General features: G+C 38.2%; 22 protein-coding genes. 11 read left to right on the top strand and 11 right to left on the bottom strand.

Going from position 1 to position 25,545, the window contains the following annotated elements:
* The first annotated feature begins 11 nt into the window (after positions 1–11).
* Positions 12–626, top strand: coding sequence for a spore protease YyaC (gene yyaC, locus N784_RS12050; RefSeq protein ID WP_084600243.1), 615 nt, complete (start codon positions 12–14; stop codon positions 624–626).
* A 44-nt stretch (positions 627–670) separates the two neighbouring features.
* On the opposite strand, the gene N784_RS12045 is transcribed toward yyaC, so the two are convergent.
* From N784_RS12045 to rpmH, 10 genes are all read right to left on the bottom strand, one after another.
* The gene (locus N784_RS12045) at positions 671–1,510 is read right to left on the bottom strand and encodes a ParB/RepB/Spo0J family partition protein (protein ID WP_036835244.1); all 840 of its coding nucleotides are present in this window, start codon (positions 1,508–1,510) and stop codon (positions 671–673) included.
* Complete coding sequence (locus N784_RS12040; RefSeq protein ID WP_036835241.1) at positions 1,491–2,264, bottom strand: ParA family protein; 774 nt, start codon at positions 2,262–2,264, stop codon at positions 1,491–1,493. The genes N784_RS12045 and N784_RS12040 overlap by 20 nt, the downstream gene beginning before the upstream one ends.
* A gap of 129 nt (positions 2,265–2,393) precedes the next feature.
* Positions 2,394–3,272, bottom strand: coding sequence for a nucleoid occlusion protein (noc, locus tag N784_RS12035; protein WP_036835240.1), 879 nt, complete (start codon positions 3,270–3,272; stop codon positions 2,394–2,396).
* Between the two features lie 444 nt (positions 3,273–3,716).
* Positions 3,717–4,436, bottom strand: a complete 720-nt coding sequence (gene rsmG / locus N784_RS12030) for a 16S rRNA (guanine(527)-N(7))-methyltransferase RsmG (RefSeq protein ID WP_036835272.1) — start codon at positions 4,434–4,436, stop codon at positions 3,717–3,719.
* A gap of 18 nt (positions 4,437–4,454) precedes the next feature.
* Positions 4,455–6,353 (bottom strand): tRNA uridine-5-carboxymethylaminomethyl(34) synthesis enzyme MnmG, encoded by a 1,899-nt coding sequence (gene mnmG / locus N784_RS12025; RefSeq protein WP_036835238.1) that lies wholly within the window; start codon positions 6,351–6,353, stop codon positions 4,455–4,457.
* Between the two features lie 22 nt (positions 6,354–6,375).
* Positions 6,376–7,752: a tRNA uridine-5-carboxymethylaminomethyl(34) synthesis GTPase MnmE gene (mnmE, locus tag N784_RS12020; protein WP_036835236.1), complete on the bottom strand. Its 1,377-nt coding sequence runs from the start codon at positions 7,750–7,752 to the stop codon at positions 6,376–6,378.
* A 306-nt stretch (positions 7,753–8,058) separates the two neighbouring features.
* Positions 8,059–8,835, bottom strand: a complete 777-nt coding sequence (jag, locus tag N784_RS16950; protein ID WP_036835233.1) for an RNA-binding cell elongation regulator Jag/EloR — start codon at positions 8,833–8,835, stop codon at positions 8,059–8,061.
* On the bottom strand, positions 8,832–9,572 hold the full coding sequence (gene spoIIIJ / locus N784_RS12010; RefSeq protein ID WP_408633531.1) for a YidC family membrane integrase SpoIIIJ: 741 nt from the start codon (positions 9,570–9,572) through the stop codon (positions 8,832–8,834). The genes jag and spoIIIJ overlap by 4 nt, the downstream gene beginning before the upstream one ends.
* 126 nt (positions 9,573–9,698) lie before the next feature.
* A complete protein-coding gene (rnpA, locus tag N784_RS12005; protein WP_036835228.1) occupies positions 9,699–10,052 on the bottom strand; it encodes a ribonuclease P protein component in 354 nt (117 codons plus the stop codon).
* A gap of 121 nt (positions 10,053–10,173) precedes the next feature.
* The gene (rpmH, locus tag N784_RS12000; protein WP_036835227.1) at positions 10,174–10,308 is read right to left on the bottom strand and encodes a 50S ribosomal protein L34; all 135 of its coding nucleotides are present in this window, start codon (positions 10,306–10,308) and stop codon (positions 10,174–10,176) included.
* 823 nt (positions 10,309–11,131) lie between these two features.
* Between rpmH and dnaA the strand changes: the two genes are divergently transcribed.
* The 8 genes from dnaA to N784_RS11960 all read left to right on the top strand — a co-directional run bounded on the left by dnaA (position 11,132) and on the right by N784_RS11960 (position 21,392).
* A complete protein-coding gene (dnaA, locus tag N784_RS11995; RefSeq protein ID WP_036835225.1) occupies positions 11,132–12,484 on the top strand; it encodes a chromosomal replication initiator protein DnaA in 1,353 nt (450 codons plus the stop codon).
* 192 nt (positions 12,485–12,676) lie between these two features.
* Positions 12,677–13,819, top strand: a complete 1,143-nt coding sequence (gene dnaN, locus N784_RS11990) for a DNA polymerase III subunit beta (protein ID WP_036835222.1) — start codon at positions 12,677–12,679, stop codon at positions 13,817–13,819.
* Positions 13,820–13,935: 116 nt separating this feature from the next.
* A complete protein-coding gene (yaaA, locus tag N784_RS11985; RefSeq protein ID WP_036835220.1) occupies positions 13,936–14,157 on the top strand; it encodes a S4 domain-containing protein YaaA in 222 nt (73 codons plus the stop codon).
* Positions 14,158–14,186: 29 nt separating this feature from the next.
* Positions 14,187–15,305, top strand: a complete 1,119-nt coding sequence (gene recF / locus N784_RS11980; RefSeq protein ID WP_036835217.1) for a DNA replication/repair protein RecF — start codon at positions 14,187–14,189, stop codon at positions 15,303–15,305.
* A gap of 9 nt (positions 15,306–15,314) precedes the next feature.
* A complete protein-coding gene (gene remB / locus N784_RS11975) occupies positions 15,315–15,599 on the top strand; it encodes an extracellular matrix regulator RemB (RefSeq protein WP_036835214.1) in 285 nt (94 codons plus the stop codon).
* Between the two features lie 40 nt (positions 15,600–15,639).
* Entirely contained in the window at positions 15,640–17,568 is a 1,929-nt protein-coding gene (gene gyrB, locus N784_RS11970) for a DNA topoisomerase (ATP-hydrolyzing) subunit B (protein WP_036835212.1), read from the top strand.
* 213 nt (positions 17,569–17,781) lie between these two features.
* A complete protein-coding gene (gene gyrA, locus N784_RS11965; protein ID WP_052127294.1) occupies positions 17,782–20,241 on the top strand; it encodes a DNA gyrase subunit A in 2,460 nt (819 codons plus the stop codon).
* Positions 20,242–20,312: 71 nt separating this feature from the next.
* Positions 20,313–21,392: an HD-GYP domain-containing protein gene (locus N784_RS11960; RefSeq protein ID WP_036835209.1), complete on the top strand. Its 1,080-nt coding sequence runs from the start codon at positions 20,313–20,315 to the stop codon at positions 21,390–21,392.
* A 38-nt stretch (positions 21,393–21,430) separates the two neighbouring features.
* Here N784_RS11960 and N784_RS11955 read toward each other — a convergent pair whose 3' ends face one another.
* Positions 21,431–22,399, bottom strand: a complete 969-nt coding sequence (locus N784_RS11955; RefSeq protein ID WP_036835207.1) for a YaaC family protein — start codon at positions 22,397–22,399, stop codon at positions 21,431–21,433.
* A 144-nt stretch (positions 22,400–22,543) separates the two neighbouring features.
* Here N784_RS11955 and guaB point away from each other — a divergent pair, with 144 nt between their 5' ends.
* Entirely contained in the window at positions 22,544–24,013 is a 1,470-nt protein-coding gene (gene guaB / locus N784_RS11950) for an IMP dehydrogenase (RefSeq protein ID WP_036835205.1), read from the top strand.
* A gap of 176 nt (positions 24,014–24,189) precedes the next feature.
* A complete protein-coding gene (locus tag N784_RS11945) occupies positions 24,190–25,521 on the top strand; it encodes a serine hydrolase (RefSeq protein WP_036835203.1) in 1,332 nt (443 codons plus the stop codon).
* The last annotated feature ends 24 nt before the right edge of the window (positions 25,522–25,545 follow it).

The following is a 25,545-nucleotide window of genomic DNA, read 5'->3' as shown; positions in this document are numbered from 1 at the left end:
GGGGAAAAGCTATGAATCTAAAGCAGAGACTTTTTTCAAAAAGCACGGAGCATCGCTTTCATTACCAAGATGATCAATTGATAACCCAACTGTGTAATACGTTAATGGAATGGGTGCCACCGAAGCAAACTATTGTCATCGTATGTATTGGAACAGACCGCTCGACAGGAGATGCATTAGGGCCACTCATTGGCACTTTATTACAGGAACACCCTTTGCAAAACTTGACTGTCTATGGCACGTTAGACAATCCTGTTCATGCGGTAAATCTAGTAGAAAAACTGGAAGCGATTCAGCGAGCTCATCCACATGCATGCGTGATTGGGATAGATGCATGCCTTGGTAAAGTAACATCTATTGGAACGATTATTGTCGGTCAAGGACCTGTTAAGCCTGGATTAGCAGTTAAAAAACAACTCCCCGATGTAGGACACCTTCATATAACAGGGGTTGTGAATGTAAGTGGATTCATGGAATATTTCGTCTTACAGAACACGCGGCTTCATTTAGTGATGCAAATGGCTAAACAAATTGTCGCGCTACTCGTCCGCTTCGACCAACAATTCCCTTATTCTTACTCAAACAAAAACTCGTTCCTTCCAGAATGGTCGAATCCATCCTACTAAATAAGGCCCAGTATGTGACAGCTAATCACATTACTGGGCGCTTGTTATTCTTCAAACAATTGGAGTATCCGCTCTAAATCATCATCGGTAAAAAATTCGATTTCAATTTTCCCTTTTCGTTTCCCTTTATGAATCTTAACACCTGTTCCTAAACGCTCTTGCAACACGGATTCTCGTTCTTGAATGAAGATATCTTTCGTCTGCTTCTTCTTTTTTGGCTCGGGTTGCTTATTATTCATTTCTACAATAAGCTTCTCTACTTGACGTACGTTTAAGCCTTCTGTTCGAATCTTTTCAATTAATGGAATTAAGTGGTCTTTATTTGCTAACCCTAGCAACGCTCGACCATGCCCCATTGATAACTCACCATTATTAATGAGCTGTATAACAGGTTCAGGTAAAGACAACAAGCGAACTAAATTAGCGATATGCGACCTGCTTTTTCCTAGTCTTTGGGCTAATTCCTCTTGGGTTATGTGTAACTCTTCTATTAAATTCTTATACGCTGTTGCTTCTTCGATTGCAGTTAAATCCTCTCGTTGCAAATTCTCAAGGAGAGCTAATTCCATCATATTCGTCTCGTCTAGATCACGAACAACGACCGGAATGTCTTCTAAACCAGCTTCTTGTGCAGCTCTATATCTTCGTTCCCCTACGACAATTTCATACCCTTTAATACTCTTTCTCACAATTAACGGTTGAAGAATGCCATGTCGTATAATAGATTCCTTTAACTCTTGGATAGCTTCGTCATGGAAGGTTTTACGAGGTTGATAAGGATTAGGACGACATTGCTTAATCGCAACTTGTTGTACCAATTCTTCTTGATCTGCCTTTAATTCCGTGAAGATAGCACCAATACCTTTACCCAACCCTCTTGCCATTAACCATCACTTCCTTTGCTAAATCTAAATACACTTCCGCACCTCTTGATTTCGGGTCATATAAAATAATCGGTTCGCCGTGACTTGGAGCTTCTCCTAAGCGCACATTACGGGGAATAATAGATTGGTACACCTTATCTTGAAAATACTTCTTCACTTCTTCAATTACTTGCAATCCTAAATTCGTACGTGCATCCAACATGGTAAGTAAAACACCTTCAATCTTTAATTCAGTGTTAAGATGCTTCTGAACTAATCGTACGGTATTTAATAACTGACTTAATCCTTCTAACGCATAATACTCACATTGTACCGGAATTAATACAGCATCTGAAGCAGTTAAGGCGTTAATTGTTAATAGCCCTAACGAAGGAGGGCAATCAATAACGACGAAGTCATAATCATCCTTCACTTCATCAATCGCTTTCTTTAAACGAACCTCTCTTGAAATCGTTGGTACCAATTCAATCTCTGCTCCTGCAAGCTGAATGGTAGCCGGTATCGCTTTCAAATTCTCTACATTCGTAGATACCGTCACTTGCTTTGCTTCTACATCCTCTACAAGTACATTATATACGCAATGTTCAATGTCCGCTTTATTAATCCCTACCCCACTCGTTGCATTACCTTGAGGATCCACATCAACCAATAACACTTTATGGTTAAAATAAGCTAGGCAAGCACTTAAGTTAACCGATGTCGTCGTTTTGCCTACGCCACCTTTTTGATTAGCAACTGCAATTACTTTACCCATGAAGCCACCTACCTCTTATCTGTCCAATCTTTTAACTACTATTCTATCATCTTTTTTAGGACAGAAAAGCAATAATTCCTCCATCTTACAAAAAATACCCACCTTCACTAGAAGATGGGTGTTGCAGCGTTATTTATTTTTCGGTAATTTAATCGTTATTTGATAATAGTCATCATGTTCTTCTTCATCTGTTTCCACATCAATACCAGTATCGGAAACCATTGTTAGAGACTGACGAATCGTATTCATCGCAATGCGCATGTCTTTGTTTATCCCTTTTAACTTCGGTTTCTTTTTCTTCTTTGGTGCATCGTTATTGCCTAACCGTTTCTCGATGCGTTCTTCTGTCTGTTTTACATTTAAGTGATGCTCAATAATTTCCTCTAGCATCTTCTCTTGCATCGCTTGTTCCTTTAATGCAATTAATGCCCTCGCGTGTCGTTCTGTTATCTTCTTGTCTATAATAGCATGATGAACGGATTCCGGCAGCTTTAACAAACGCAATTTATTCGCGATCGTCGATTGGCTTTTTCCTAGACGCTGAGCTAAGGCTTCCTGTGTTAATCCATGAAGTTCAAGTAATTTCGCATAAGCAGCAGCTTCTTCAATCACAGAAAGTTCTTCCCTTTGTAAATTCTCAATTAAAGCAACCGATGCTGTTTGCGTATCATCCATGTCACGAATGATTGCAGGAACTTCTTCCCACTCCAAAACTTGTACCGCTCGCCATCTTCTTTCCCCAGCAATTAATTCATAACCTTCACCTTGATCAATTTTGCGTACGACGATTGGCTGAATCATACCATGTGTATGTATCGTTTGTGCTAATTCTTTTATCTTCTCTTCGTTAAATATTGTTCTTGGTTGGTAGCGGTTCGGTTGGATATCCTTAATAGCAATTTTCACTACTTCATCTGAATGGTACTCCTGTTGTTCTTCTGGTAGTTCTTCTGTCCCTTCTCCAGATTTTTCACCAAGTCCAAATAAGCGACTGAATGGGTGTTTCATTCTTTGACACCACCTTTTCTATTTCACACACTTTAATCCATATAAGTGTTACCTCAATGATATGTTCCACGTGAAACATGATATAGTAGCGCCTCATACAAAGAAGAATAACGCATAGTACACTTATATCTGAGCGTTACTTGCCGACTAATTCATACTTAGTAACGAACAAATAACGTACCAAAAAAAACGCTCCAGCGGTATGCTGATGCGCATATGCCGACTCTATACTAATCTTTTCTCATTTTACCATATCTATAGGCTAAATAGCAGTGACCTGTTTCAAAAATCTTTGTCGACTTTCCCTATTCTAAGAAAAAATATATAAAAACGATAGATTACTAGAATAACGTTTGTTGCTCTATAGCTATTCATACTCGCTATAAAATGGAAGACATCCCGCTACAGCACGTAACAGGAAGTCTCTTTCAAGCATACTTTTTCTTACTCAGCAATCGGGCTTTTATTAGGTAAACCAGCTTTACGTGGGTAGTTCTTCGGTGTCTTCCGGCGTTTATCTACGATTGCTATGTTACGCTCGCTCTCTTCTTGAGGTAGGAAGAAAGTATGAAACTCCTTCACTTCTCCCCCTAATAACTGAATAGCGAATTTCGCTTCGTCCAATTCTGTTTTAAATTGAGAGCCTTTCATTACTAAGAACGCTCCACCAACTTTGGCCAATGGTAAGCAAAGCTCAGATAACACAGACATTCGAGCAACAGCACGTGCCATTACTAAGTCATATTGTTCTCTAAACTTCGCATTTTTACCGAAGTTCTCTGCACGATCATGATAAAAAGCGACATCTGTTAGTTGCAACTGATTCGCTAAATGGTTCAAAAATGTAATACGCTTATTCAAGGAATCGACAATCGTCACTTTTAGCTGTGGGAACACAATTTTTAATGGGATACTAGGAAAACCGGCACCAGCTCCTACATCACATATGTGTATTGGTTCGTTGAAATCCATGTAAAACGCAGCTGTTATCGAATCGTAAAAATGTTTCAAATACACTTCTTCTTGATCCGTAATAGCAGTTAAATTCATTTTCTCATTCCACTCTACTAACGTGTGGAAATACGTTTCAAATTGCTCGATTTGCTGATTATTTAATTCTATTCCTTGTTGCTTTAACGCTTGGAGGAAGGCTTCACTATTCATTCCTACATTCCTTTCCACTTAAGCTTCGTCTCCGGAAACCTTAGAAATTTTTCCTTGTTCAATATATACGAGTAAAATGGATACATCTGCTGGATTTACACCTGAAACACGGGAAGCCTGGCCAACTGATAATGGACGTACTTCCTTCAATCGATCACGAGCTTCTGTTGCAAGACCGTTAATCGCATCGTAATCTATATTGTCTGGGATTAATTTGTTCTCCATTTTTTTCATGCGTTCAATTTGATGCTTCGATTTCTCAATATATCCAGCATATTTCAATTGAATTTCTACTTGTTCTTTTACATCGTCTGCTAGTGGTTGTTCAGATGGTGCTAATGCATCTATAACCGTATATTGCATTTCCGGACGGCGCAATAAATCAGAGGCACGTATAGCTTCTTTTAAACTCGTTCCGCCAGCTTCCTCTATTTTCCTTTGCACTTCTTCGGTTGGCTTTAGCATTACCTTATCTAGGCGCTTTTTCTCTGCTTCGATTAGATGCTTCTTCTCTTCAAACTTAGCAAAGCGTTCATCTGAAATGAGGCCGAGGTTATGGCCAATCTCACTTAGGCGTAAGTCAGCATTATCATGGCGTAAAATGAGGCGATACTCTGCACGAGATGTTAGCAAACGATACGGTTCATCTGTGCCTTTCGTTACAAGATCATCAATTAATACACCAATATAAGCTTGCGAGCGATCTAAAATAACAGCATCTGTTCCTAGCACTTTTGAAGAGGCATTAATACCTGCCATTAATCCCTGTGCAGCAGCTTCTTCATAACCAGACGTTCCGTTTATTTGTCCTGCAGTAAATAAACCTTTTATTGCCTTTGTTTCTAACGTTGGCCACAATTGCGTTGGCACGACGGAATCATATTCGATTGCATAACCTGCGCGCATAATTTCTGCTTTCTCTAACCCTGGTACAGTTTCAATCATTTTCTTTTGCACGTATTCAGGAAGAGAGGTCGATAAGCCTTGTACATACACTTCTTCTGTGTGACGTCCTTCAGGCTCTAAGAAAACCTGGTGGCGAGGCTTATCATGGAAACGCACAATTTTATCCTCAACAGATGGGCAATAACGAGGACCTGTTCCTTTCACCATGCCAGAATACATAGCAGAAGTACTTAAATTATCATCAATAATTTGGTGCGTAAATTCGTTTGTATACGTTAGCCAACAAGGGAGTTGATCTGTGATGTATTCTGTTGTTTCATAAGAAAAAGCGCGCGGCACATCATCACCTGGTTGAATTTCTGTTTTAGAATAATCTATAGTGTTACTATTCACACGCATCGGGGTTCCTGTTTTGAAACGCACCATTTTCAAACCAAGTTCCTCTAAATGCACCGATAATTCTGTAGATGATCGTTGGTTGTTCGGGCCACTTTCATACGCAATATCGCCGATGAGCACTTTCCCACGCATAAACGTACCTGTTGTGACAATGACATTATCTGCATAATACGCTGCTTTTGTTTCGGTAATAACTCCTTTTACCTCATTATCCTCAACCATGAGTTGTTTAACCATTCCTTGACGAAGATAAAGGTTCGGTTCACTTTCTAATACTCGTTTCATTTCTTGAACGTATAAATGCTTATCCGCTTGTGCACGTAAAGCACGTACAGCCGGTCCTTTGCGTGTGTTTAACAAGCGCATTTGAATATACGTTTTATCAATGGTTTTGGCCATTTCACCACCAAGTGCATCAATTTCACGGACGACAATCCCTTTAGCTGGTCCTCCAATAGATGGGTTACACGGCATGAAGGCAATCATATCAAGGTTCAATGTAAGCATTAACGTCTTCGCTCCACGACGGGCTGACGCTAATCCTGCTTCCACACCCGCATGACCAGCACCTATTACAATTACGTCATAATGTCCAGCGTCAAATGTTGACATAACACTCTCTCCTTTTATTCATTTATTTCCCTAAGCAGAATTGAGAGAATAGTTGATCGAGCAAACTATCACTAACTGTATCTCCAATAATTTCTCCTAATAACTCCCACGTTCTCGTTACATCAATTTGCACAATATCGATAGGCATACCAGCTTCCATCCCATTTGTAGCATCCTCTAAAGCCTGTTTAGCTTGCTTTAGTAATTGCACATGGCGTACATTTGATACATACGTCATATCACCAGCATCGATATCTCCTTCAAAGAATATATCTGAAATAGCTGTCTCTAACTGATTAATTCCTTGCTCTTGCGTAATTGCCGTTTGGACAATCGGGTGTTCACCAGCTATTTGACGAAGTCTATCCATATTTAATCGAGGGGGGAGATCTGTTTTATTCACGATGACAATAACGTCCATTCCTTGCACGGCTGCGAATAACTTCTCATCCTCTTCCGTTAATTCATCTCCATAATTCAACATTAACAATATTACATCCGCTTCTTGTAATACCTGACGGGAACGCTCGACACCAATTTGTTCTACTAAATCCTCTGTTTCGCGAATTCCTGCTGTATCAATAAGACGTAACGGTACACCACGGACATTCACATATTCCTCTATCACATCTCTTGTCGTTCCTGGAATTTCGGTTACGATGGCTTTATTTTCTTGCACGAGGGCATTCATTAAAGAAGATTTACCAACGTTTGGTCTTCCTACAATCGCAGTCGCTAAACCTTCTCTTAATATTTTCCCTTGTTTTGCTGTTTGTAAAATACGCTCGATTTCTTGATGCACCGTTTTCGTATTATGAATCATTAGTTCATTCGTCATTTCTTCCACATCATCGTATTCAGGATAGTCAATGTTCACTTCCACTTGCGCTAATGTTTCTAATAACTGCTGGCGCAAATTGTGAATCAGCTTCGATAAACGTCCATCCATTTGTTTCAACGCAATACTCATCGCGCGATCCGTCTTGGCACGAATTAAATCCATTACCGCTTCCGCTTGAGACAAATCAATTCTTCCATTCAAAAAAGCACGCTTCGTAAATTCTCCTGGCTCAGCTAATCGAACATTTTGGGCTAACACAAGCTCTAACACTCGATTTACCGACACAAGCCCACCATGACAATTGATTTCCACAACATCTTCACGTGTAAATGTTTTTGGTGCTCGCATTACGGACACCATAACTTCTTCAACTAATTCATTCGTTTCAGGATCAACTAATTTACCGTAATGAATCGTATGAGAGGCTACTTCTTCTAAATGCTTACCTTGAAAAATGCGATTCGTTTTCTCAACTGCTTCCGGACCACTTAAGCGTACAATCGCAATAGCTCCTTCTCCAAGTGGTGTCGAAATAGCACTAATTGTATCCGTCTCCATGTCTTTCCCCCTAACTTTCATCTTTATATATTTATCCATAATCGGTCTATTTCAATTATCAATCACCAATTTATTAGATTAGCACAAATCGATTTTATTTGAAAAGTTTTTTATCTTTAGTATAGACGTAATAATCCGTGATAAAACTTATCCACATGTGCATAAGTTTTACCGCTTTTTATCTATTTGTTATTTTATCACGTCTTATCCACAAGTGGAACGTTTCTATATGGTTATTGTGCCATTAGCTTTGTTCCAAAGTAAAAAACCCTCAACCTTTCTAGTAAGGTCAAGGGCCTGTATCGTTTATTTTGGTTTAATTACTACGTGGCGATGAGGGTCTGTTCCATCGGAAAAAGTCGTAATACTCTTATGATGTTGTAATGCAGAGTGAATGATTTTACGTTCATAGGAAGGCATTGCCTCTAATGCGACACCTTTCTTCGTGCGAGCTACTTGATCTGCAAGTCGATTAGCAAGCTTTGTTAGCGTTTCTTTCCTTCGCATCCGGTAGTTCTCTGCATCTACAATAGCAGTTAAATACGTAGAACTTGTGCGATTTAAGACGATTTGAGATAAGTATTGAAGTGCATTCAACGTTTGTCCTCGTTTACCAATGAGTAACGCGATTTTGCTGCCAACTAATTCAAAAACGATTTCTTTTCCCTTTCGATGAACATGAACATCAATAGGAGCTCCCATACCAGCAGCAACTTCTATTAAATATTGCTTCGTTTCTTCAATACAATTAGCAACGTCAGACTCTTTGTTATCCTTTTCATCTTCTAGAAGCTCTTCTGCTTGTTCCACCCACTGTGGTTCACTCGTTATACTGGATACTTCCACATTTCCCTTATGTGCTTCTGTTTGCACTTGAACTTGAATCTGTTCATCCTTTTCCTCAGTCGTTCCTATTGTACGAACTTTAACAATAGCCGGCTTCGTTCCGAAAATACCAAATAAACCCTTTTTTCCCTCGTCAATAATTTCTACATCGACTCGGTCCCTTGAGATGTTTAACTGCTCCAAAGCTGATTGGACCGCCTGTTCAACTGTTTGTCCAGTAGCAGTTACTTGTCTCACTTACTCGCTCCCCCTGTGTTTTGGTTTGCCATCATTGGTTTACGAATGAAAATAGTCTGTGCAATCATAAATAGGTTACCTACTACCCAGTACAGAGCAAGTGCTGCTGGGAATGTCATTGCAAATACACCAATCATAATTGGCATAATATATAGCATCATTTTCATTTGTGGATTGTCGTTCATTGCGTCAGCCATCATTAATTTCTGTTGTAAGAAAGTAGTGGATGCAGCGATAATCGGTAATATAAAATATGGATCCGATTGCCCTAATTCAAACCATAAAAAGCTATGTTGTCTGATTTCTTCTGTACGTACAATCGCATGGTAAAAAGCGATTAAAATCGGCATTTGTAGCAAAATTGGAAAACATCCAGCAAGCGGGTTGACCCCGTGTTTCTGGAATAACTGCATCGTTTCTTGTTGTAATTTCTGTTGAGTTTGTTGGTCTTTAGAACTATATTTTTCTCTTAATTCTTGTAATTTCGGTTGTAAATCTTGCATGGCTTTAGAGCTCTTTAACTGTTTAACGTTTAAAGGTAATAAAATTAAACGAATGATTAACGTAACAACAATAATGGATAAGCCATAGCTCTCTCCAAACAATTCGGCAAAATATTTAATCAACTGTGACAGTGGATAAACAAAAAATTCATTCCATATTCCTGTACTTTCGGAAGTTATATCTTGATTGACTTCTGTACAACCTGAAAGCACGAATAGAAGTCCTGTCATCATTGATAAAAAAAGGACCTTCTTTCGCAACGTGATTTCCTCCTAACATTTCCTTATCCAATTAATAAATACAATACGTTTGTATTTTACCACTATTCCCTCATCTGCTTCTATATAAAATCTTCCGGATTACGAATTATTTGATTTGGCCAAAAGATTTGTTTTCTTTAGTAAATGAGTCAAACTGTTCTTCAATTGAAAATAATCCATTTGATTCGTCGGCTTACGGGCAATAATGACTAAATCGTATGAAGGATCAACGCTAGGTTCTAATTCATGAAAAGCCTGGCGTAAATAACGCTTCACTTGATTTCTCATCACCGCATTCCCAATCCTTTTATTAACAGACAACCCAATCCGAAAATGATGTTGATTTTCTTTTTGTAAATAGTATAGAACAAGCTGGCGATTCGCAAACGATTTCCCGTGTTTAAATACCGCTTGAAACTCTTCATTCTTCTTTATCCGATTTTGTTTCTTCATCGTTTATCCTCACTCTCATATGAAGGAACTAGCTTGTACCCCTCTTCCTTAAATATGTTAAGAAGTAAGGCGTATTTCTAAACAATAGCTAGAAAAAAGACCACTGACAAAATTCAGTGGTCTATGCAGATAATACTTTTCTACCTTTGCGACGACGACGTTGTAAAACTTGACGTCCGTTTGGATCACTCATACGAGCGCGAAAGCCGTGCACTTTTTTACGTTTACGGTTATTTGGTTGAAATGTGCGTTTCATTTATAGACACCTCCCTGAGGAAATTAAAAATCAATACTTAAAAGACAGTCTAACTTATTATAGAAAATGAATAGGTTATATGTCAACTTCTTTCTAAATTGAATCCATTTCATCATTGCTTCGTTCAACAAAATGTGGCGACTCCAGCAAGAATAATACGTCCTTGAAGTCCCCCAGTTAACGAAGCTGATAGAGTCGCATCCGGGCATGGCCGGGGAAAACTCCCTTCTAAAATAGAAATCATATTCTTATCCTCTATTTACTTTATCACAAACATACTTTTTGCTTCACAAATAGTTATTCACAAGCCTTGTGCACAAAAAAACAGCCATATTTTTTTATCCACACTAGCCATCTACAAGTTAATCACAAAATATAGTGTTGTGGATAAAAGTTATATACAACCAGTAGATATTGTGGATAACTTTCCCTAAACCATTGCGCTTTCGCTTTTTTTTTGGTATTATATTTGTGTTTTCATTATGTAAAAGTACATCTAAAAAATACATTTATCCACACACTGTTGATAACTTGTGGATAGTTGTTAACAGCTGTGTTATTTTATTTACCCACAAGGTTGTGGATAATGATTATAACTAGTTTAGAAGCTGTTATAGTAACAGTTTGTCGTCCACAATAAGGAAAGGCTCTGACCTTAAACAAAAGTTGTACAAACACCTCCGGATCTTTCTTTTCTGGAATGCTTCGTTCTCTATAAAGGAAAGAAACGCGAGGCTCTTTTTTGTTTCTTTTAAAACCCGACAAATAACCGCGACACCGTTCTATACACGTTTTTTTCTATTGATGAAAGGGGTGAAATAACTTGGAAAATATAAATGAGCTCTGGAAAAGTACATTAACCAATATAGAAGAGAAAATTAGCAAGCCGAGCTTTGAAACGTGGCTAAAAAGTACAAAAGCTGATTCGTTAGTAGAGGATACGCTTATCATCGTCGCACCCAATGAATTTGCCCGCGATTGGTTGGAAAGTCGTTATGCAACGCTCATTTCCGAAACTCTCTATGAAGTAACCGGTGCAAAACTACGTACGAAATTCATTATTCCAGAGACGAAAGACGAAACATTAGATGATGTAAAACCCGCCATGAAGAATCAACAAGTAAATACCAATGACCAAGAGGAATCACCACAAAGTATGCTTAATTCGAAATATACATTTGATACATTTGTTATTGGTTCTGGAAATAGATTTGCCCATGCCGCATCTCTAGCAGTAGCAGAAGCACCAGCTAGGGCGTATAACCCTTTGTTTATATATGGGGGGGTAGGATTAGGTAAGACACACTTAATGCACGCAATTGGTCATTACGTTCTTGATCATAATCCAGCAGCTAAAGTAGTATACCTTTCTTCTGAGAAGTTTACGAACGAATTTATTAACTCTATTCGAGATAACAAAGCCGTTCATTTTCGCAATAAATATCGAAATGTGGACGTGCTTTTAATAGATGATATTCAGTTTCTAGCTGGAAAAGAACAAACGCAAGAAGAATTCTTCCATACCTTTAATACGTTACATGAAAACAATAAGCAAATTATTATTTCTAGTGATCGACCACCTAAAGAAATTCCTACATTAGAAGATCGTTTACGTTCCCGCTTTGAATGGGGTCTTATAACGGATATTACACCTCCTGATTTAGAAACACGTATTGCAATATTACGTAAAAAAGCTAAAGCAGAAGGGTTAGACATTCCAAATGAAGTCATGCTCTATATTGCCAATCAGATTGATACCAATATTCGAGAACTAGAAGGAGCGTTAATTCGTGTCGTTGCATATTCTTCCTTAATTAATTCTGATATTGATGCTTCCTTAGCAGCCGAAGCGTTAAAGGATATTATTCCTAGTTCGAAGCCTAAAGTGGTTACAATTCAAGGAATTCAAGAAGTTGTCGCGGAGAAATATAACATTAAAATTGAAGATTTCGCAGCGAAAAAAAGAACAAAATCAATTGCATTTCCTAGACAAATAGCTATGTACTTATCTAGAGAAATGACGGATTTTTCTTTGCCGAAAATTGGAGAAGAATTTGGTGGACGTGACCACACAACGGTCATACATGCGCACGAAAAAATTTCAAAAGCAATAACAAATGATTCGCAATTACAGAAGGATTTAGATGAACTAACGGAAACCATAAAGTCTCCATAAAGAGTTATCACCATGTGCATAACTCTCTTTTTATCCTTGCGGTTGTCCACAATCTATCCACATGTGTATAACTTAGGCGCTGTAGGGTTTCTTGTAGTTATTCACAAATCCACAGCCTATATTACTACTACTGTTTTTTTAAATAAATAATTAATATAATAAAGAGATACATCCATTAGGAGGAATAACGCAATGAAATTTACCATCCAAAGGGATCAACTTATGGAAAGCGTACAAGATGTAATGAAAGCTATCTCGTCTAGAACAACGATTCCAATCCTAACAGGTATGAAAGTAGAGGCAACAGAACATGGCGTAAAGTTAACAGGAAGCAATTCAGATATATCGATTGAGTCCTTCATCCCAATTGAACAAAACGGTATTGTTTATGTCGAAAATATTCAACCAGGAAGTATTGTTTTACAAGCAAAGTATTTTCCTGATATTGTTCGCAAGCTACCACAACAAACGGTAGAATTAGAAGTGGATGATCATGCAAATGTTAGCGTTCGTTCTGGTAGTGCGGAATTTCATTTAAACGGCCAGGATGCAGAAGAATACCCATTACTTCCACAAGTACAAGCTGAACAAAGTTTCGAATTACCGATTGATTTACTAAAAGGCTTAATCCGTCAGACTGTATTTGCAGTGTCCACGTCAGAAACACGCCCTATCTTGACAGGAGTAAATATGATTGTCGAAAATGGCGAATTACAATTTGTGGCGACAGATAGTCACCGTTTAGCTTCTCGAAAAATACCAATGCAAGAAAATGCAAACAACGTATCTTTCCAAAATGTTGTTATACCGGGAAAAAGCTTAACAGAATTAAACAAAATATTAGCTGATTCTCAAGAGACGATTGAAATAAGTGTGACAGAGAACCAAATATTATTCCGCACACAACATTTATATTTCCTTTCTCGTTTGTTAGACGGTAATTATCCTGAAACATCGAGACTTATTCCAGATCAAACAAAAACAATGATTCAAGTTGATACGAAAGAGTTGCTTCACTCGATTGACCGTGCCGCGTTATTAGCGAAAGAAAACCGTAACAGTGTTGTGAAATTAACAACGAGAACGAATAATCAAATTGAAATATCAAGTAATTCACCAGAAGTTGGTAAAGTGGAAGAGGAATTTCAAGCGGAATCACTTGAGGGAGAAGATTTAAAAATATCCTTTAGTGCCAAATACATGATGGATGCACTGAAAGTAATGGATACAGAAAAAGTGAATATTCAATTTACTGGTGCTATGCGCCCATTTTTGATTCGTCCAATGGATAACGACGAAATTCTACAGCTTATTCTTCCGGTGAGAACGTACTAAATTTCAGCATAATATTTTCTAAAGAAGCAGGGGTAATGACACCCTTGCTTTTCTTATATGACTTTCTTTAGTAAAATAGATAGAAGGTCAAATTATATATAAATAGGGTGAAGTAAATGCAAGAACGTGTAGAAATACAAACAGAAATGATTCAGTTGGGTAAATTTTTACAAAAGTCTAATGTAATTGATACTGGTGGCATGGCTAAATGGTTTCTGTCAGAATATGTCGTAACTGTGAATGGAGAAAGAGATAATCGGCGTGGTAGAAAATTGTACGACGGAGATGTTGTAGAAATTGAAGGGATAGGAAGCTATGTTGTTGTCGAAGAGAAATAATTCTCAACAGAGCTAAAAGGGGAATCCTAATGCATATCGAACAATTAACACTAAGAAATTACCGGAATTATCAAAGCTTAAATTTAACCTTTGATGATAAAGTAAATGTGATTATTGGGGAGAACGCCCAAGGCAAAACGAATCTGATGGAAGCTATTTACGTTTTAGCCTTTTCAAAATCCCATCGTACACCTCGTGATAAAGAACTTATCATGTGGGAGCAAGAATATGCTAAAATAAAAGGGAATGTAGTTAAACGTAATCGTAGCTTACCACTAGAAATTGTCGTCTCTCGCAAAGGAAAGAAAGCGAAATTAAATCATTTAGAGCAAAAACGGTTAAGTGATTATATTGGGGCACTTAATGTTGTTATGTTTGCACCTGAAGACTTAAACTTAGTGAAAGGAAGTCCTCAGGTTCGACGTCGTTTTATAGATATGGAAATTGGTCAAATTCAACCTGCATACATTTATCATTTAGGACAGTACCAAAAGATTTTAAAGCAACGAAATCATTTATTGAAAGATTTACAACGCAAACAAGATGCTGATCGGACGATGCTTTATGTTTTAACAGAACAATTAATCGAGCATGCAGCAACCATTGTTAGGAGGCGGATGAAATTCCTCCGCTTATTGAGAAAATGGGCAGCTCCAATCCATGAAGGGATAAGCCGGCAGCTTGAACAGTTAGAAATCGCTTATGATGCAAGTATAGATGTATCAGAGGACGTCGATTTGTCCACAATGATAAGAGTATTTCAAGATAAATTTACTGAAATAGAACAAAAAGAAATAGAGCGAGGAACCTCGTTAGTTGGTCCTCACCGCGATGATTTGATTTTTTATGTGAACGGAAAAGATGTACAGACATACGGTTCTCAAGGACAACAACGAACGACAGCTCTTTCTTTAAAACTTGCTGAAATTGAATTAATCCATAGCGAAGTTGGAGAATATCCTATTTTGTTGTTGGATGATGTATTAAGTGAACTAGATGATTTTAGACAATCTCATCTATTGAACAGTATTCAAGGGAAGGTTCAAACGTTTGTTTCTACAACAAGCGTAGATGGTATTGAGCACGAAACGCTGAAACAAGCGGATATATTCTATGTGACGCAAGGAAATGTTTCGCAGAAGAAATGAGGGGTATTGGTGTTTATTCATATTGGAGAGGAATTCGTATTACAATCCGATGATGTCATCGCGATTATTGATTATGACCTTTATTCTTCGACTACTATAGTAGAGGAGATGGTGCGTAATCAACGAAATAACCAACGTGTGTATGATGCACTAAATGCAGAGCCGAAATCAATTGTTATAACGAAAGAATATATCTATTTCAGCCCGTTATCTGTCGTGACTCTTAAAAAACGAGCAAATATTTCCACGACATTGAATAAAATAGAAGATTTTTCAGAGGGATTTGCTGAATAAATTTGAAATATAACCTGTTGAAAGAAGTGTAGGTGAGAGCATGACGATGGAAGATAAACAATTAGAGCAGCAATCATATGATGAAAGTCAAATACAAGTGTTAGAAGGTTTGGAAGCTGTTAGAAAGCGTCCAGGTATGTATATTGGCTCGACTAATGAAAGAGGACTTCATCATTTAGTTTGGGAAATTGTGGATAACAGTATAGATGAAGCCTTAGCTGGATATTGTGATCACATTGAAGTAACGATTGAGGAAGATAATAGTATCTCTGTAACGGATAATGGCCGTGGTATTCCAGTAGGGATGCACAAGAAAGCAAATCGACCAGCTGTTGAGGTTATTTTGACCGTGTTACACGCGGGAGGGAAGTTTGGTGGCGGTGGCTACAAAGTTTCTGGTGGCTTACACGGGGTAGGTGCTTCAGTCGTAAATGCTTTATCAAGTGAGCTTGAGGTGTTCGTTCACTTAGATGGACAGATTCATTATCAGAAATATCACCGTGGAGTTCCAGCTGGAGATTTAAAAGTGGTAGGCACGACGGAAAAGACTGGAACGCGCATTCGTTTTAATCCTGATGAAGAAATCTTCACAGAAACGAAAGAATATAATTTTGAAACATTAGCTACTCGCTTAAGAGAATTAGCTTTTTTAAATAAGGGACTTCGGATTTCCATTGTAGATAAAAGGGATACAGATAATGAAACGAGAGAATTTTACTACGAAGGAGGCGTTATTTCCTACGTAGAGCATTTAAATCGTACTCGTGAAGCATTGCATGAGCCGGTATATGTAGAAAGTGAAAGTGATAATATTAGTGTAGAAGTAGCGTTACAATACAACGACGGCTTCGTAAGCAATATTTATTCTTTTGCCAACAATATTCATACGTATGAAGGTGGTACGCACGAATCTGGGTTTAAAACAGCATTGACACGAGTCATTAATGATTATGCTCGTCGCAATCAAATGTTTAAAGAAAATGATCCAAACTTAACTGGAGATGATGTGCGAGAAGGGTTAACGGCCATTATTTCGATTAAGCATCCAGATCCACAGTTTGAAGGACAAACGAAAACAAAGCTTGGAAACAGTGAAGCGAGAACGGTGACAGACAATATTTTTAATGAGCACTTTTCTCAATTTATGTTTGAAAATCCGGATACAGCAAAGAAAATTGTTGAAAAAGGATTAATGGCATCACGTGCTCGTGCAGCAGCTAAAAAAGCAAGAGAATTAACTCGTCGAAAAAGTGCATTAGAAGTATCCAATTTGCCAGGTAAATTAGCAGATTGTGCTTCTAAAGATGCTGAAATAAGCGAGTTGTACGTAGTAGAGGGGGATTCCGCAGGTGGTTCCGCTAAACAAGGTCGTAATCGTCATTTTCAAGCCATTCTTCCTTTGCGTGGAAAAATAATTAACGTCGAAAAAGCGCGACTAGATAAAATTCTGTCTAATAATGAAGTACGCTCTATTATTACAGCACTTGGAACAGGTATCGGCGAAGAATTCGATATTACGAAAGCACGCTATCATAAAGTGGTTATTATGACCGATGCTGATGTAGATGGTGCTCACATTCGAACTTTATTATTGACGTTCTTTTATCGATATATGCGCCCACTATTAGAATTTGGTTATGTGTATATTGCTCAACCACCGTTGTATCAAATAAAACAAGGGAAAGCTGTTTATTATGCATACAACGATAAAGAGATGGAAGCGCGACTAGAGGCATTACCAAAAACGCCGAAACCTGGATTGCAGCGTTACAAAGGTTTAGGCGAAATGAATGCCGAACAGCTGTGGGAAACAACGATGAATCCAGACTCCCGTACATTATTACAAGTCGGATTAGAAGATGCTATTGAAGCAGATGAAACGTTTGAAATTTTAATGGGTGATAAAGTAGAACCACGTCGTAATTTTATCCAAGATAACGCCCAATACGTTAAAAACTTAGATGTATAAACGATAAGCATAGCGGACCCGATCGGAGCATTAGAAATAAAACAATCTGCTAGGGTGTGCAAGCTGAATATAGATGAGGACATGGTACGGAGTTAGTCAGAATATGTGCTTTTGGAAGATAGGACATATTCTGAGTGCTCCCATTTTTGATAGGAGGTCGTTATAGTGGATCAACAACGTCCCCAGGTAGAAGAAATTAATATTAGTCAAGAAATGAAAACATCCTTTTTAGATTATGCGATGAGCGTTATCGTATCTCGTGCTTTACCAGATGTTCGTGATGGATTAAAGCCTGTACACAGAAGGATTTTGTATGCTATGCATGATTTAGGTATGCATTCAGACAAGGCATATAAGAAGTCAGCTCGTATCGTCGGTGATGTCATTGGTAAATACCACCCACATGGTGATTCAGCAGTATACGATGCCATGGTTCGTATGGCACAAGACTTTAACTATCGGTATATGCTCGTAGATGGGCATGGTAACTTCGGATCTGTAGACGGAGATGCAGCAGCAGCCATGCGTTACACAGAAGCACGCATGTCCAAGATTTCGATGGAATTATTACGTGATATTAACAAAGATACGATAGACTACATTGATAATTATGACGGATCCGAGAGAGAACCCGTTGTATTACCTTCTCGATTCCCTAATTTACTAGTGAACGGAGCGAGTGGTATCGCCGTTGGGATGGCAACGAATATCCCTCCCCATCAATTAGGAGAAGTAATTGATGCTGTATTAGCAGTAAGTAAAGATGCAGATATTACGATTGATGAATTAATGACAGATTACCTCTTCGGACCAGACTTCCCAACAGGTGGAGAAATTCTTGGACGAAGCGGCATCCGTAAAGCTTATGAAACAGGGAAAGGCTCTATCACGATACGTGCTAAATCTTTCATTGAAGAATTAGCGAATGGCAAAACGCGTATTATCGTTCATGAATTGCCTTTCCAAGTAAATAAAGCAAAATTAATTGAAAAAATTGCAGATCTTGTTCGTGATAAGAAGATTGACGGTATTACCGATTTAAGGGATGAATCAGACCGTGAAGGCATGCGAGTGGTTATTGAGCTACGTCGAGACGTTAATGCTAGTGTCATATTAAATAATTTATATAAACAAACAGCATTACAAACCTCTTTTGGAATTAACATGCTTGCTTTAGTAGATGGTCATCCTAAAGTCTTGAATTTAAAGCAAACGTTACAGTATTATTTAGATCATCAACAAGTCGTAATCCGTAGAAGAACAGAATATGAATTAAAGAAAGCACAGGCTCGTGCCCATATTCTAGAAGGGTTACGCATTGCACTAGATCATATTGATGAAATTATTACGTTAATTCGTCAATCACAAACAGCAGATATTGCAAAAGAAGGTTTAATGACGAATTACGATCTAACGGATAAACAAGCACAAGCGATATTAGATATGCGACTGCAGCGTTTGACAGGTTTAGAACGAGAGAAAATCGAGGGCGAGTATCAAGATCTTGTTCAACTTATTAAAGAATTACAAGCAATTCTAGCTGATAAGGAGAAAGTGTTAGAGATTATTCGTGAAGAACTAATGGAGATTAAAGAGCGTTTTAATGATCAACGCCGCACAGATATCGTATCAGGCGGTGTAGATATAGAAGACGAGGATTTAATACCTGAAGAAACGATTATTGTAACGTTAACCCATAAAGGGTATATAAAACGCTTGCCAGCTTCAACGTATCGTTCGCAAAGACGTGGTGGCCGTGGCATACAAGGAATGGGTACAAATGAGGATGATTTCGTAGAACATTTACTTTCTACGTCAACGCACAATACCATTCTCTTCTTTACAAATAAAGGTAAAGTATATCGAGCCAAAGGGTACGAAATTCCAGAATTCAGCCGAACAGCGAAAGGGCTCCCCATTATTAATCTATTAGAAGTTGAAAAGGGAGAATGGGTAAACGCTGTAATTCCTGTTGAGGACTTTGTCGATGATTGGTATTTATTCTTCACAACAAAGAATGGGATTTCCAAACGAACAACGCTATCACAATTTGCGAACATTCGTCGTGGCGGATTAATCGCACTTACGTTGAAAGAAGAAGACGAGCTTATTTCCGTCCGATTAACAGATGGGAAGAAACACATTATGATAGGGACAAAAGGTGGCTATCTCATCCGTTTCCCTGAAGAAGATGTACGTACAATGGGACGAAGTGCAGCTGGGGTCAAAGGAATCTCCTTGCGGGGCGCTGATGAAGTTGTCTCAATGGAAATCATTGAAGATGGCTTGCAAGTGTTAAACGTTACGACAAAAGGATTTGGTAAACGAACGCCTGCTGAAGATTATCGTATTACAGGACGAGGCGGCAAAGGTGTTCTTACATGTAATCTAACAGAACGTAATGGTGACGTTGTCGCTGTGAAGTCTGTATCAGGTGATGAAGATATTATGATCATGACGGAGGACGGAGTCTTAATTCGTATGTCTGTTGAATCCGTATCCCAAACAGGAAGAAACACACAAGGTGTGAAACTTATATCGCTTAAAGATGGAGCAGAGGTTGCCACTGTAGCACGTATTGCGAGTGAAGAGGACGAAGACATTAAGGAAGACGAAAACAATGAAATAGAAGAAGTAACTTCAGAAGAAAATGATCCAACACCGTCTGAGTAAGTTGAAGGAAAAAGAGGATACACATAGTATTGTGATCCTCTTTTTTTACTATCTTTGTAGGAAGTGATTCTATGCGAGTACATCCAAGCCAACTCGAAGCAGGGAATATCATCGTGAAAGATGTGTGGGGCTATACTAACTATCCTATTATTAGCAAGAACACTGTAGTCAAGCCGATACATATAACCATATTACACAAATTTTTAATCGATGAAGTGGAAATTAGTCATCGTTTTGCTGATGGAGAAACTATTAAAAACATCGAGACGCTAGAGGAAGAATCTCCAGCCACTGAACAAGTATATGAGACATCGTTTATCCATCATTACCTTGAAACCGTTCAAAAATACAAGCTCATGTTTCGTCAATGGCAAGCAGGTTCACCAGTAGATGTCGTTAAAGTTCGACAGCTAATAGTTCCTTTAATTAATGAAGCTCAACAAAATCGCCTAGAAATTTTAAAAATGCATCGATTTTCAACAAAGGAAGACTACCTTTACCATCACAGCGTAGCAGTTGGGCTACTTGCTGCTTTGATTGCAAGACAATTGAAGTATAGTAAAGGGGAAGTCATTCAAATCGGTTTAGCGGGTGTATTAAGTGATTGTGGTATGGCGAAAATAGATCCTCACATATTACACAAAATGAAACCATTAACGACGAATGAATTTGAAGACATAAAAAAACACCCTACGTATTCCTATCGCATGATTGAAAATAGCAAAGTGTTGAAACATGCTGTTTTATTAGGCGTATTACAGCATCATGAACGAATCGATGGTAGTGGTTATCCAATCGGCTTAAGAGCAAATAAAATACATACGTATGGCAAAATTATTGCAGTTTGTGATACGTATCATGCGATGACTTCTGAACGGTTATATCGCTCTAAACAGTCACCATTTAAAGTGATAGAGGCTATTACACATGACCAATTTGGTAAATTTGATCACCGCATTGTGAAGGCGCTTATGGATAGTTTCCTTAGTAGTATGACTGGAACGCGTATTAAATTAAATGATAATACGGTAGGAGAAATTATTTTTACAGAAGCGAAACATCCAACACGTCCGATGATTCGTTTGCAACATACTGATGAAATTATTCATCTTCAGCACCATCCTCATTTACACATTCAGGAAGTATTGTAATCGTATAATAACGAATTAGGCCTATGATGTTCATAGGTCTAGTTTTCGTGGTGCCAAGCACTTTCTAAAGCTGCTCCAACTAATAACGGTACTTTTTCCTCGGTAATTGTTAGAAATGATTTGATATAAACAATATCATCGCTTGAAAAAGAGTGAAGCTGATCTCCCCACCATTCCGTCTCATATCGACATATCATACTTAAGTTATACAATAGTAAATAATGCACTAACAGTTCTGGAAACGGTTCGAAGTGTGTTCGATATCTAGAAATGGTTAACTGTTTCTTTAATCGATCGTAATAAAAGTAGGAATGGTTAGGGTTTTTTACACATTTAGCAAGGGAACATACAATATTTTTTTTTGATAGAGTAATCGCATCGACTTCAGGACAAGCTGCTTTCATACATTTGGTGAAGTAGGGAAATGTCCAGTTATAATCATTTAAAATTCTCTCCGAAATACTCCAATGATTGCTGTTTAAAGGGCCTAAATAGAAGATATGCTGCTGTTGTTTCGCTGCTTGATATAATGGTTGAAGCTCAGGAATTCGTTTGAACAAATTAGCCATTGTATATTTTTCTTGCATAAATTGTTTCACGTGAAACATATGGTCTGCAAAATAAGGAAAGAATCCTTTATATTGCACTTTTACTTCATCTTCGAGGAAGGAGTAGTTTTGTTTTTTTCTTTTTCTAGTGGAAACGCCGTGGGCAAGAACGCTCGTATTTTCCGGATAATGAGGTCGTTTGGTTAATAGTAATGCTTTCAATAAATGGCCCATTCCGTAAAATAATAGCATCGGTTTAACAGCTAACGGAGCTATTTTTCCTTGCGCATAATAAGTCGAGCCATGTTGCAAAAAATATATGAATCGATACGCATTTAAAAAGCTTTGTTGTTCAGGATCAATGGATAACAGGTTTCGATAACAATGGACGAGATATTGTTGGGCAGAAGGAGCGGATTGTATATACTCCATAAAGGACTGAATATTCCGTGTATTCATAAACGAGCTTTCCCTCCTCAAAAACAGTTGAAAATACTGTTTGGTTATCGTATTGTTAGTAAAAATATATAATATTCGAACGGGTTAAGTTTAGTATGACCAACTTTCCCGTATACCATGAAAAATAATATGAGGAGGGGTCTTATGCGTGAAGATAAGTTTGGAAAGGAAAGTTTGACTTTTGATGATGTGCTATTAGTACCAGCAAAGTCTGATGTATTACCGAAGGAAGTGAATGTAAATACGGAGCTTTCCTCAACGTTAAAGCTAAATATTCCGTTAATTAGTGCTGGAATGGATACGGTTACGGAAGCTTCTATGGCGATTGGAATGGCTCGTCAAGGTGGGCTGGGTGTTATACACAAGAACATGTCCATTGAGGAACAAGCAGAGCATGTTGATCGTGTAAAACGTAGTGAAAGTGGTGTCATAACGAACCCATTTTTCTTAACACCGAACAACCAAGTGTATGATGCAGAACATTTAATGGGTAAATATCGCATTTCTGGCGTGCCAATTGTTAATAATGTAGATGATCAAAAGCTCGTTGGTATTTTGACAAACCGTGATCTTCGCTTTATTCAAGATTACTCCATTTTGATTTCAGAAGTGATGACATCTGATAACCTTGTAACTGCACCAGTTGGAACGACGTTAGAAGAAGCAGAAAAAATTCTTCAATCTTACAAAATTGAAAAGCTGCCTCTAGTAGATGATGAAGGTGTATTAAAAGGGCTTATCACGATTAAAGATATTGAGAAAGTCATTGAATTCCCTAACTCTGCTAAAGATGCGCAAGGGCGCTTATTAGCTGCTGCTGCTGTCGGTATTACTGCGGATGCAGATAAGCGGATTGCCAAGCTAGTAGAAGCTAGTGTGGATGCCATTGTCATCGATACAGCACACGGACATTCCGCAGGTGTTCTAAATCAAATTGCTAAAATACGTAATCAGTATCCAGATCTAATGATTATTGCGGGTAATGTAGCAACACCTGAAGGAACTAGAGCGTTAATTGAAGCAGGTGCGAATGTAGTAAAAGTAGGCATTGGTCCAGGATCTATTTGTACGACCCGTGTCGTAGCAGGTGTAGGAGTACCACAAATCTCTGCTATATATGAATGTGCAAAAGAAGCTGATAAATACGATATCCCGATAATTGCGGACGGTGGTATTAAGTACTCAGGAGATGTGGCAAAAGCGTTAGCGGCAGGTGCGCGTGCTGTTATGTTAGGTAGTATATTTGCTGGTGTAACAGAAAGTCCTGGTCAAACGGAAATCTTCCAAGGTCGTCGTTTTAAAGTGTATCGTGGTATGGGATCTGTTGGGGCGATGCAATCAGGCTCTAAAGACCGATATTTCCAAGAAACGGAAAAAGTAAACAAACTTGTGCCTGAGGGTATCGAAGGACGAGTTCCATATAAAGGACCACTTGCCGATACGATTCATCAGCTTATTGGTGGATTACGAGCAGGTATGGGGTACTGCGGAACGGCATCATTAGAAGTGTTAAGAAAAGATGCGCAATTTACTCGTATTACGAATGCCGGCTTGAAAGAAAGCCATCCACATGATGTTCAAGTGACGAAAGAAGCACCAAACTATTCCTTATAAGAACGAAAAGGTCCTAGCATCTTCACGGTGTTAGGATCTTTATTTGTTTTGCATTGTTTATCTTTTTTTAAAAAGTGTGAAAATGGAGTGGTGGGTTTAAAGTCTTGTTTCTATTCTTTGCTTTCCTGTGATAAAATAATTTCATGCACACAAACATTATTGGAGGGTGAAAGGGCTTGAAACATAGATTAAAATCATCGTTTTTACTACTTACCATTATGCTTGTTGCATTTACTACAATGATAGGCAATCCAATGCCAGCATCAGCTGCAGTAGATGTAAAAGCGAAATCTGCCATTTTAGTAGATGCAGATACAGGAAAAATATTATTTGAGAAAAATGCTGACATGATATTGCCACCTGCAAGTATGACGAAGATGATGTCTGAATATCTCGTCTTAGAAGCAATAGAGGAAGGTAAAATTAAGTGGGATACAACGACACAAATCTCAGATTATGCTTATAGTATTTCAGCTAATACTAGTTTTTCGGGTGTTGGTTTAACCCAACAAAAGGATTACACTGTACGTGAATTGTACGAGGCAATGGCTATTAATTCGGATAATGCTACAACGATTACGTTAGCAGAATTAGTCGCTGGTTCCGAAGGCGAATTCGTAAAAATGATGAATAAGAAAGCCAAGGAAATGGGTTTACCTGAAGCGGAATTTGTTAATTCTACTGGATTACATAATTCAGACTTAGGGGATAATTATCCGAAAGGTACAGAACCCGATGCGGATAATCTTCTATCTGCTCGCTCTGCTGCATTGTTAGCGTATCATTTGATTAATGATTTTCCAGATGCTTTAGAGATATCTAGCATCCCTTCGACAACATTCGATGAACAACAGTTAAACAATTTAAACTGGATGTTACCAGGTAGTGAAATTCAAGATGGTGCCTTTAGTTTTGACGGCATGGACGGCTTAAAGACAGGCTGGACTGATACGGCAGGCTATTGCTTTACGGGGACTTCTGAACGTAATGGCACGCGTTTGATTACGGTTGTAATGAAAACAAATAGTGAGCAAGAACGTTTTCAGGAAACACGTAAATTAATGGAATATGGTTACAATCAATTTGAGCGAAAAGAGCTATATCCATCAAACCACCAGATTAAAAATGAATCTACATTAGCCGTAACAAAAGGAAAAGAAGATGCTGTTGAAATTGCTTCTGCTGCTCCGTTAGAAACCATTATCCAAAAAGGGACAGCAGATCAATACAGTGTTACGTATAATCTAGATCAAGCAAAATTCAATGAGGATAACGAACTAACAGCACCAGTAGAAAAAGGTGAAAAAGTTGGTACGATAGAGCTTGAATATAAAGGCGACGACTTTGGTTACATTACAGATGACGCGCCTAAGTCTCAAACCGTTGATGTTGTAACGCAAACAGCGGTGGAAAAAGCGAACTGGTTCACTCTATCTATGCGTTCTATCGGAGAATTCTTTAGTAATGTATTCAATAGTGTTGTCGACACAATAACAGGCTGGTTCTAAAAAGTTTATTTGGTAGGCAGGTAA

Origin of the sequence: Pontibacillus litoralis JSM 072002 (genome assembly GCF_000775615.1) — a bacterium.
Lineage (GTDB): Bacteria > Bacillota > Bacilli > Bacillales > BH030062 > Pontibacillus > Pontibacillus litoralis.
This window is presented reverse-complemented; position numbering and strand designations above follow the sequence as displayed.

What these genes read in the sequence shown, in the direction of transcription:
- noc (WP_036835240.1), bottom strand. Translation starts at nt 3,272, where the DNA reads ATGAAACACCCATTCAGTCGCTTATTTGGACTTGGTGAAAAATCTGGA.
- rpmH (WP_036835227.1), bottom strand. Translation starts at nt 10,308, where the DNA reads ATGAAACGCACATTTCAACCAAATAACCGTAAACGTAAAAAAGTGCAC.
- rsmG (WP_036835272.1), bottom strand. Translation starts at nt 4,436, where the DNA reads ATGAATAGTGAAGCCTTCCTCCAAGCGTTAAAGCAACAAGGAATAGAA.
- mnmE (WP_036835236.1), bottom strand. Translation starts at nt 7,752, where the DNA reads ATGGAGACGGATACAATTAGTGCTATTTCGACACCACTTGGAGAAGGA.
- yaaA (WP_036835220.1), top strand. Translation starts at nt 13,936, where the DNA reads ATGCAAGAACGTGTAGAAATACAAACAGAAATGATTCAGTTGGGTAAA.
- spoIIIJ (WP_408633531.1), bottom strand. Translation starts at nt 9,572, where the DNA reads ATGATGACAGGACTTCTATTCGTGCTTTCAGGTTGTACAGAAGTCAAT.
- dnaN (WP_036835222.1), top strand. Translation starts at nt 12,677, where the DNA reads ATGAAATTTACCATCCAAAGGGATCAACTTATGGAAAGCGTACAAGAT.
- gyrA (WP_052127294.1), top strand. Translation starts at nt 17,782, where the DNA reads ATGAAAACATCCTTTTTAGATTATGCGATGAGCGTTATCGTATCTCGT.
- N784_RS11960 (WP_036835209.1), top strand. Translation starts at nt 20,313, where the DNA reads ATGCGAGTACATCCAAGCCAACTCGAAGCAGGGAATATCATCGTGAAA.
- N784_RS12040 (WP_036835241.1), bottom strand. Translation starts at nt 2,264, where the DNA reads ATGGGTAAAGTAATTGCAGTTGCTAATCAAAAAGGTGGCGTAGGCAAA.
- mnmG (WP_036835238.1), bottom strand. Translation starts at nt 6,353, where the DNA reads ATGTCAACATTTGACGCTGGACATTATGACGTAATTGTAATAGGTGCT.
- rnpA (WP_036835228.1), bottom strand. Translation starts at nt 10,052, where the DNA reads ATGAAGAAACAAAATCGGATAAAGAAGAATGAAGAGTTTCAAGCGGTA.
- N784_RS11955 (WP_036835207.1), bottom strand. Translation starts at nt 22,399, where the DNA reads ATGAATACACGGAATATTCAGTCCTTTATGGAGTATATACAATCCGCT.
- recF (WP_036835217.1), top strand. Translation starts at nt 14,187, where the DNA reads ATGCATATCGAACAATTAACACTAAGAAATTACCGGAATTATCAAAGC.
- gyrB (WP_036835212.1), top strand. Translation starts at nt 15,640, where the DNA reads ATGACGATGGAAGATAAACAATTAGAGCAGCAATCATATGATGAAAGT.
- N784_RS12045 (WP_036835244.1), bottom strand. Translation starts at nt 1,510, where the DNA reads ATGGCAAGAGGGTTGGGTAAAGGTATTGGTGCTATCTTCACGGAATTA.
- guaB (WP_036835205.1), top strand. Translation starts at nt 22,544, where the DNA reads ATGCGTGAAGATAAGTTTGGAAAGGAAAGTTTGACTTTTGATGATGTG.
- yyaC (WP_084600243.1), top strand. Translation starts at nt 12, where the DNA reads ATGAATCTAAAGCAGAGACTTTTTTCAAAAAGCACGGAGCATCGCTTT.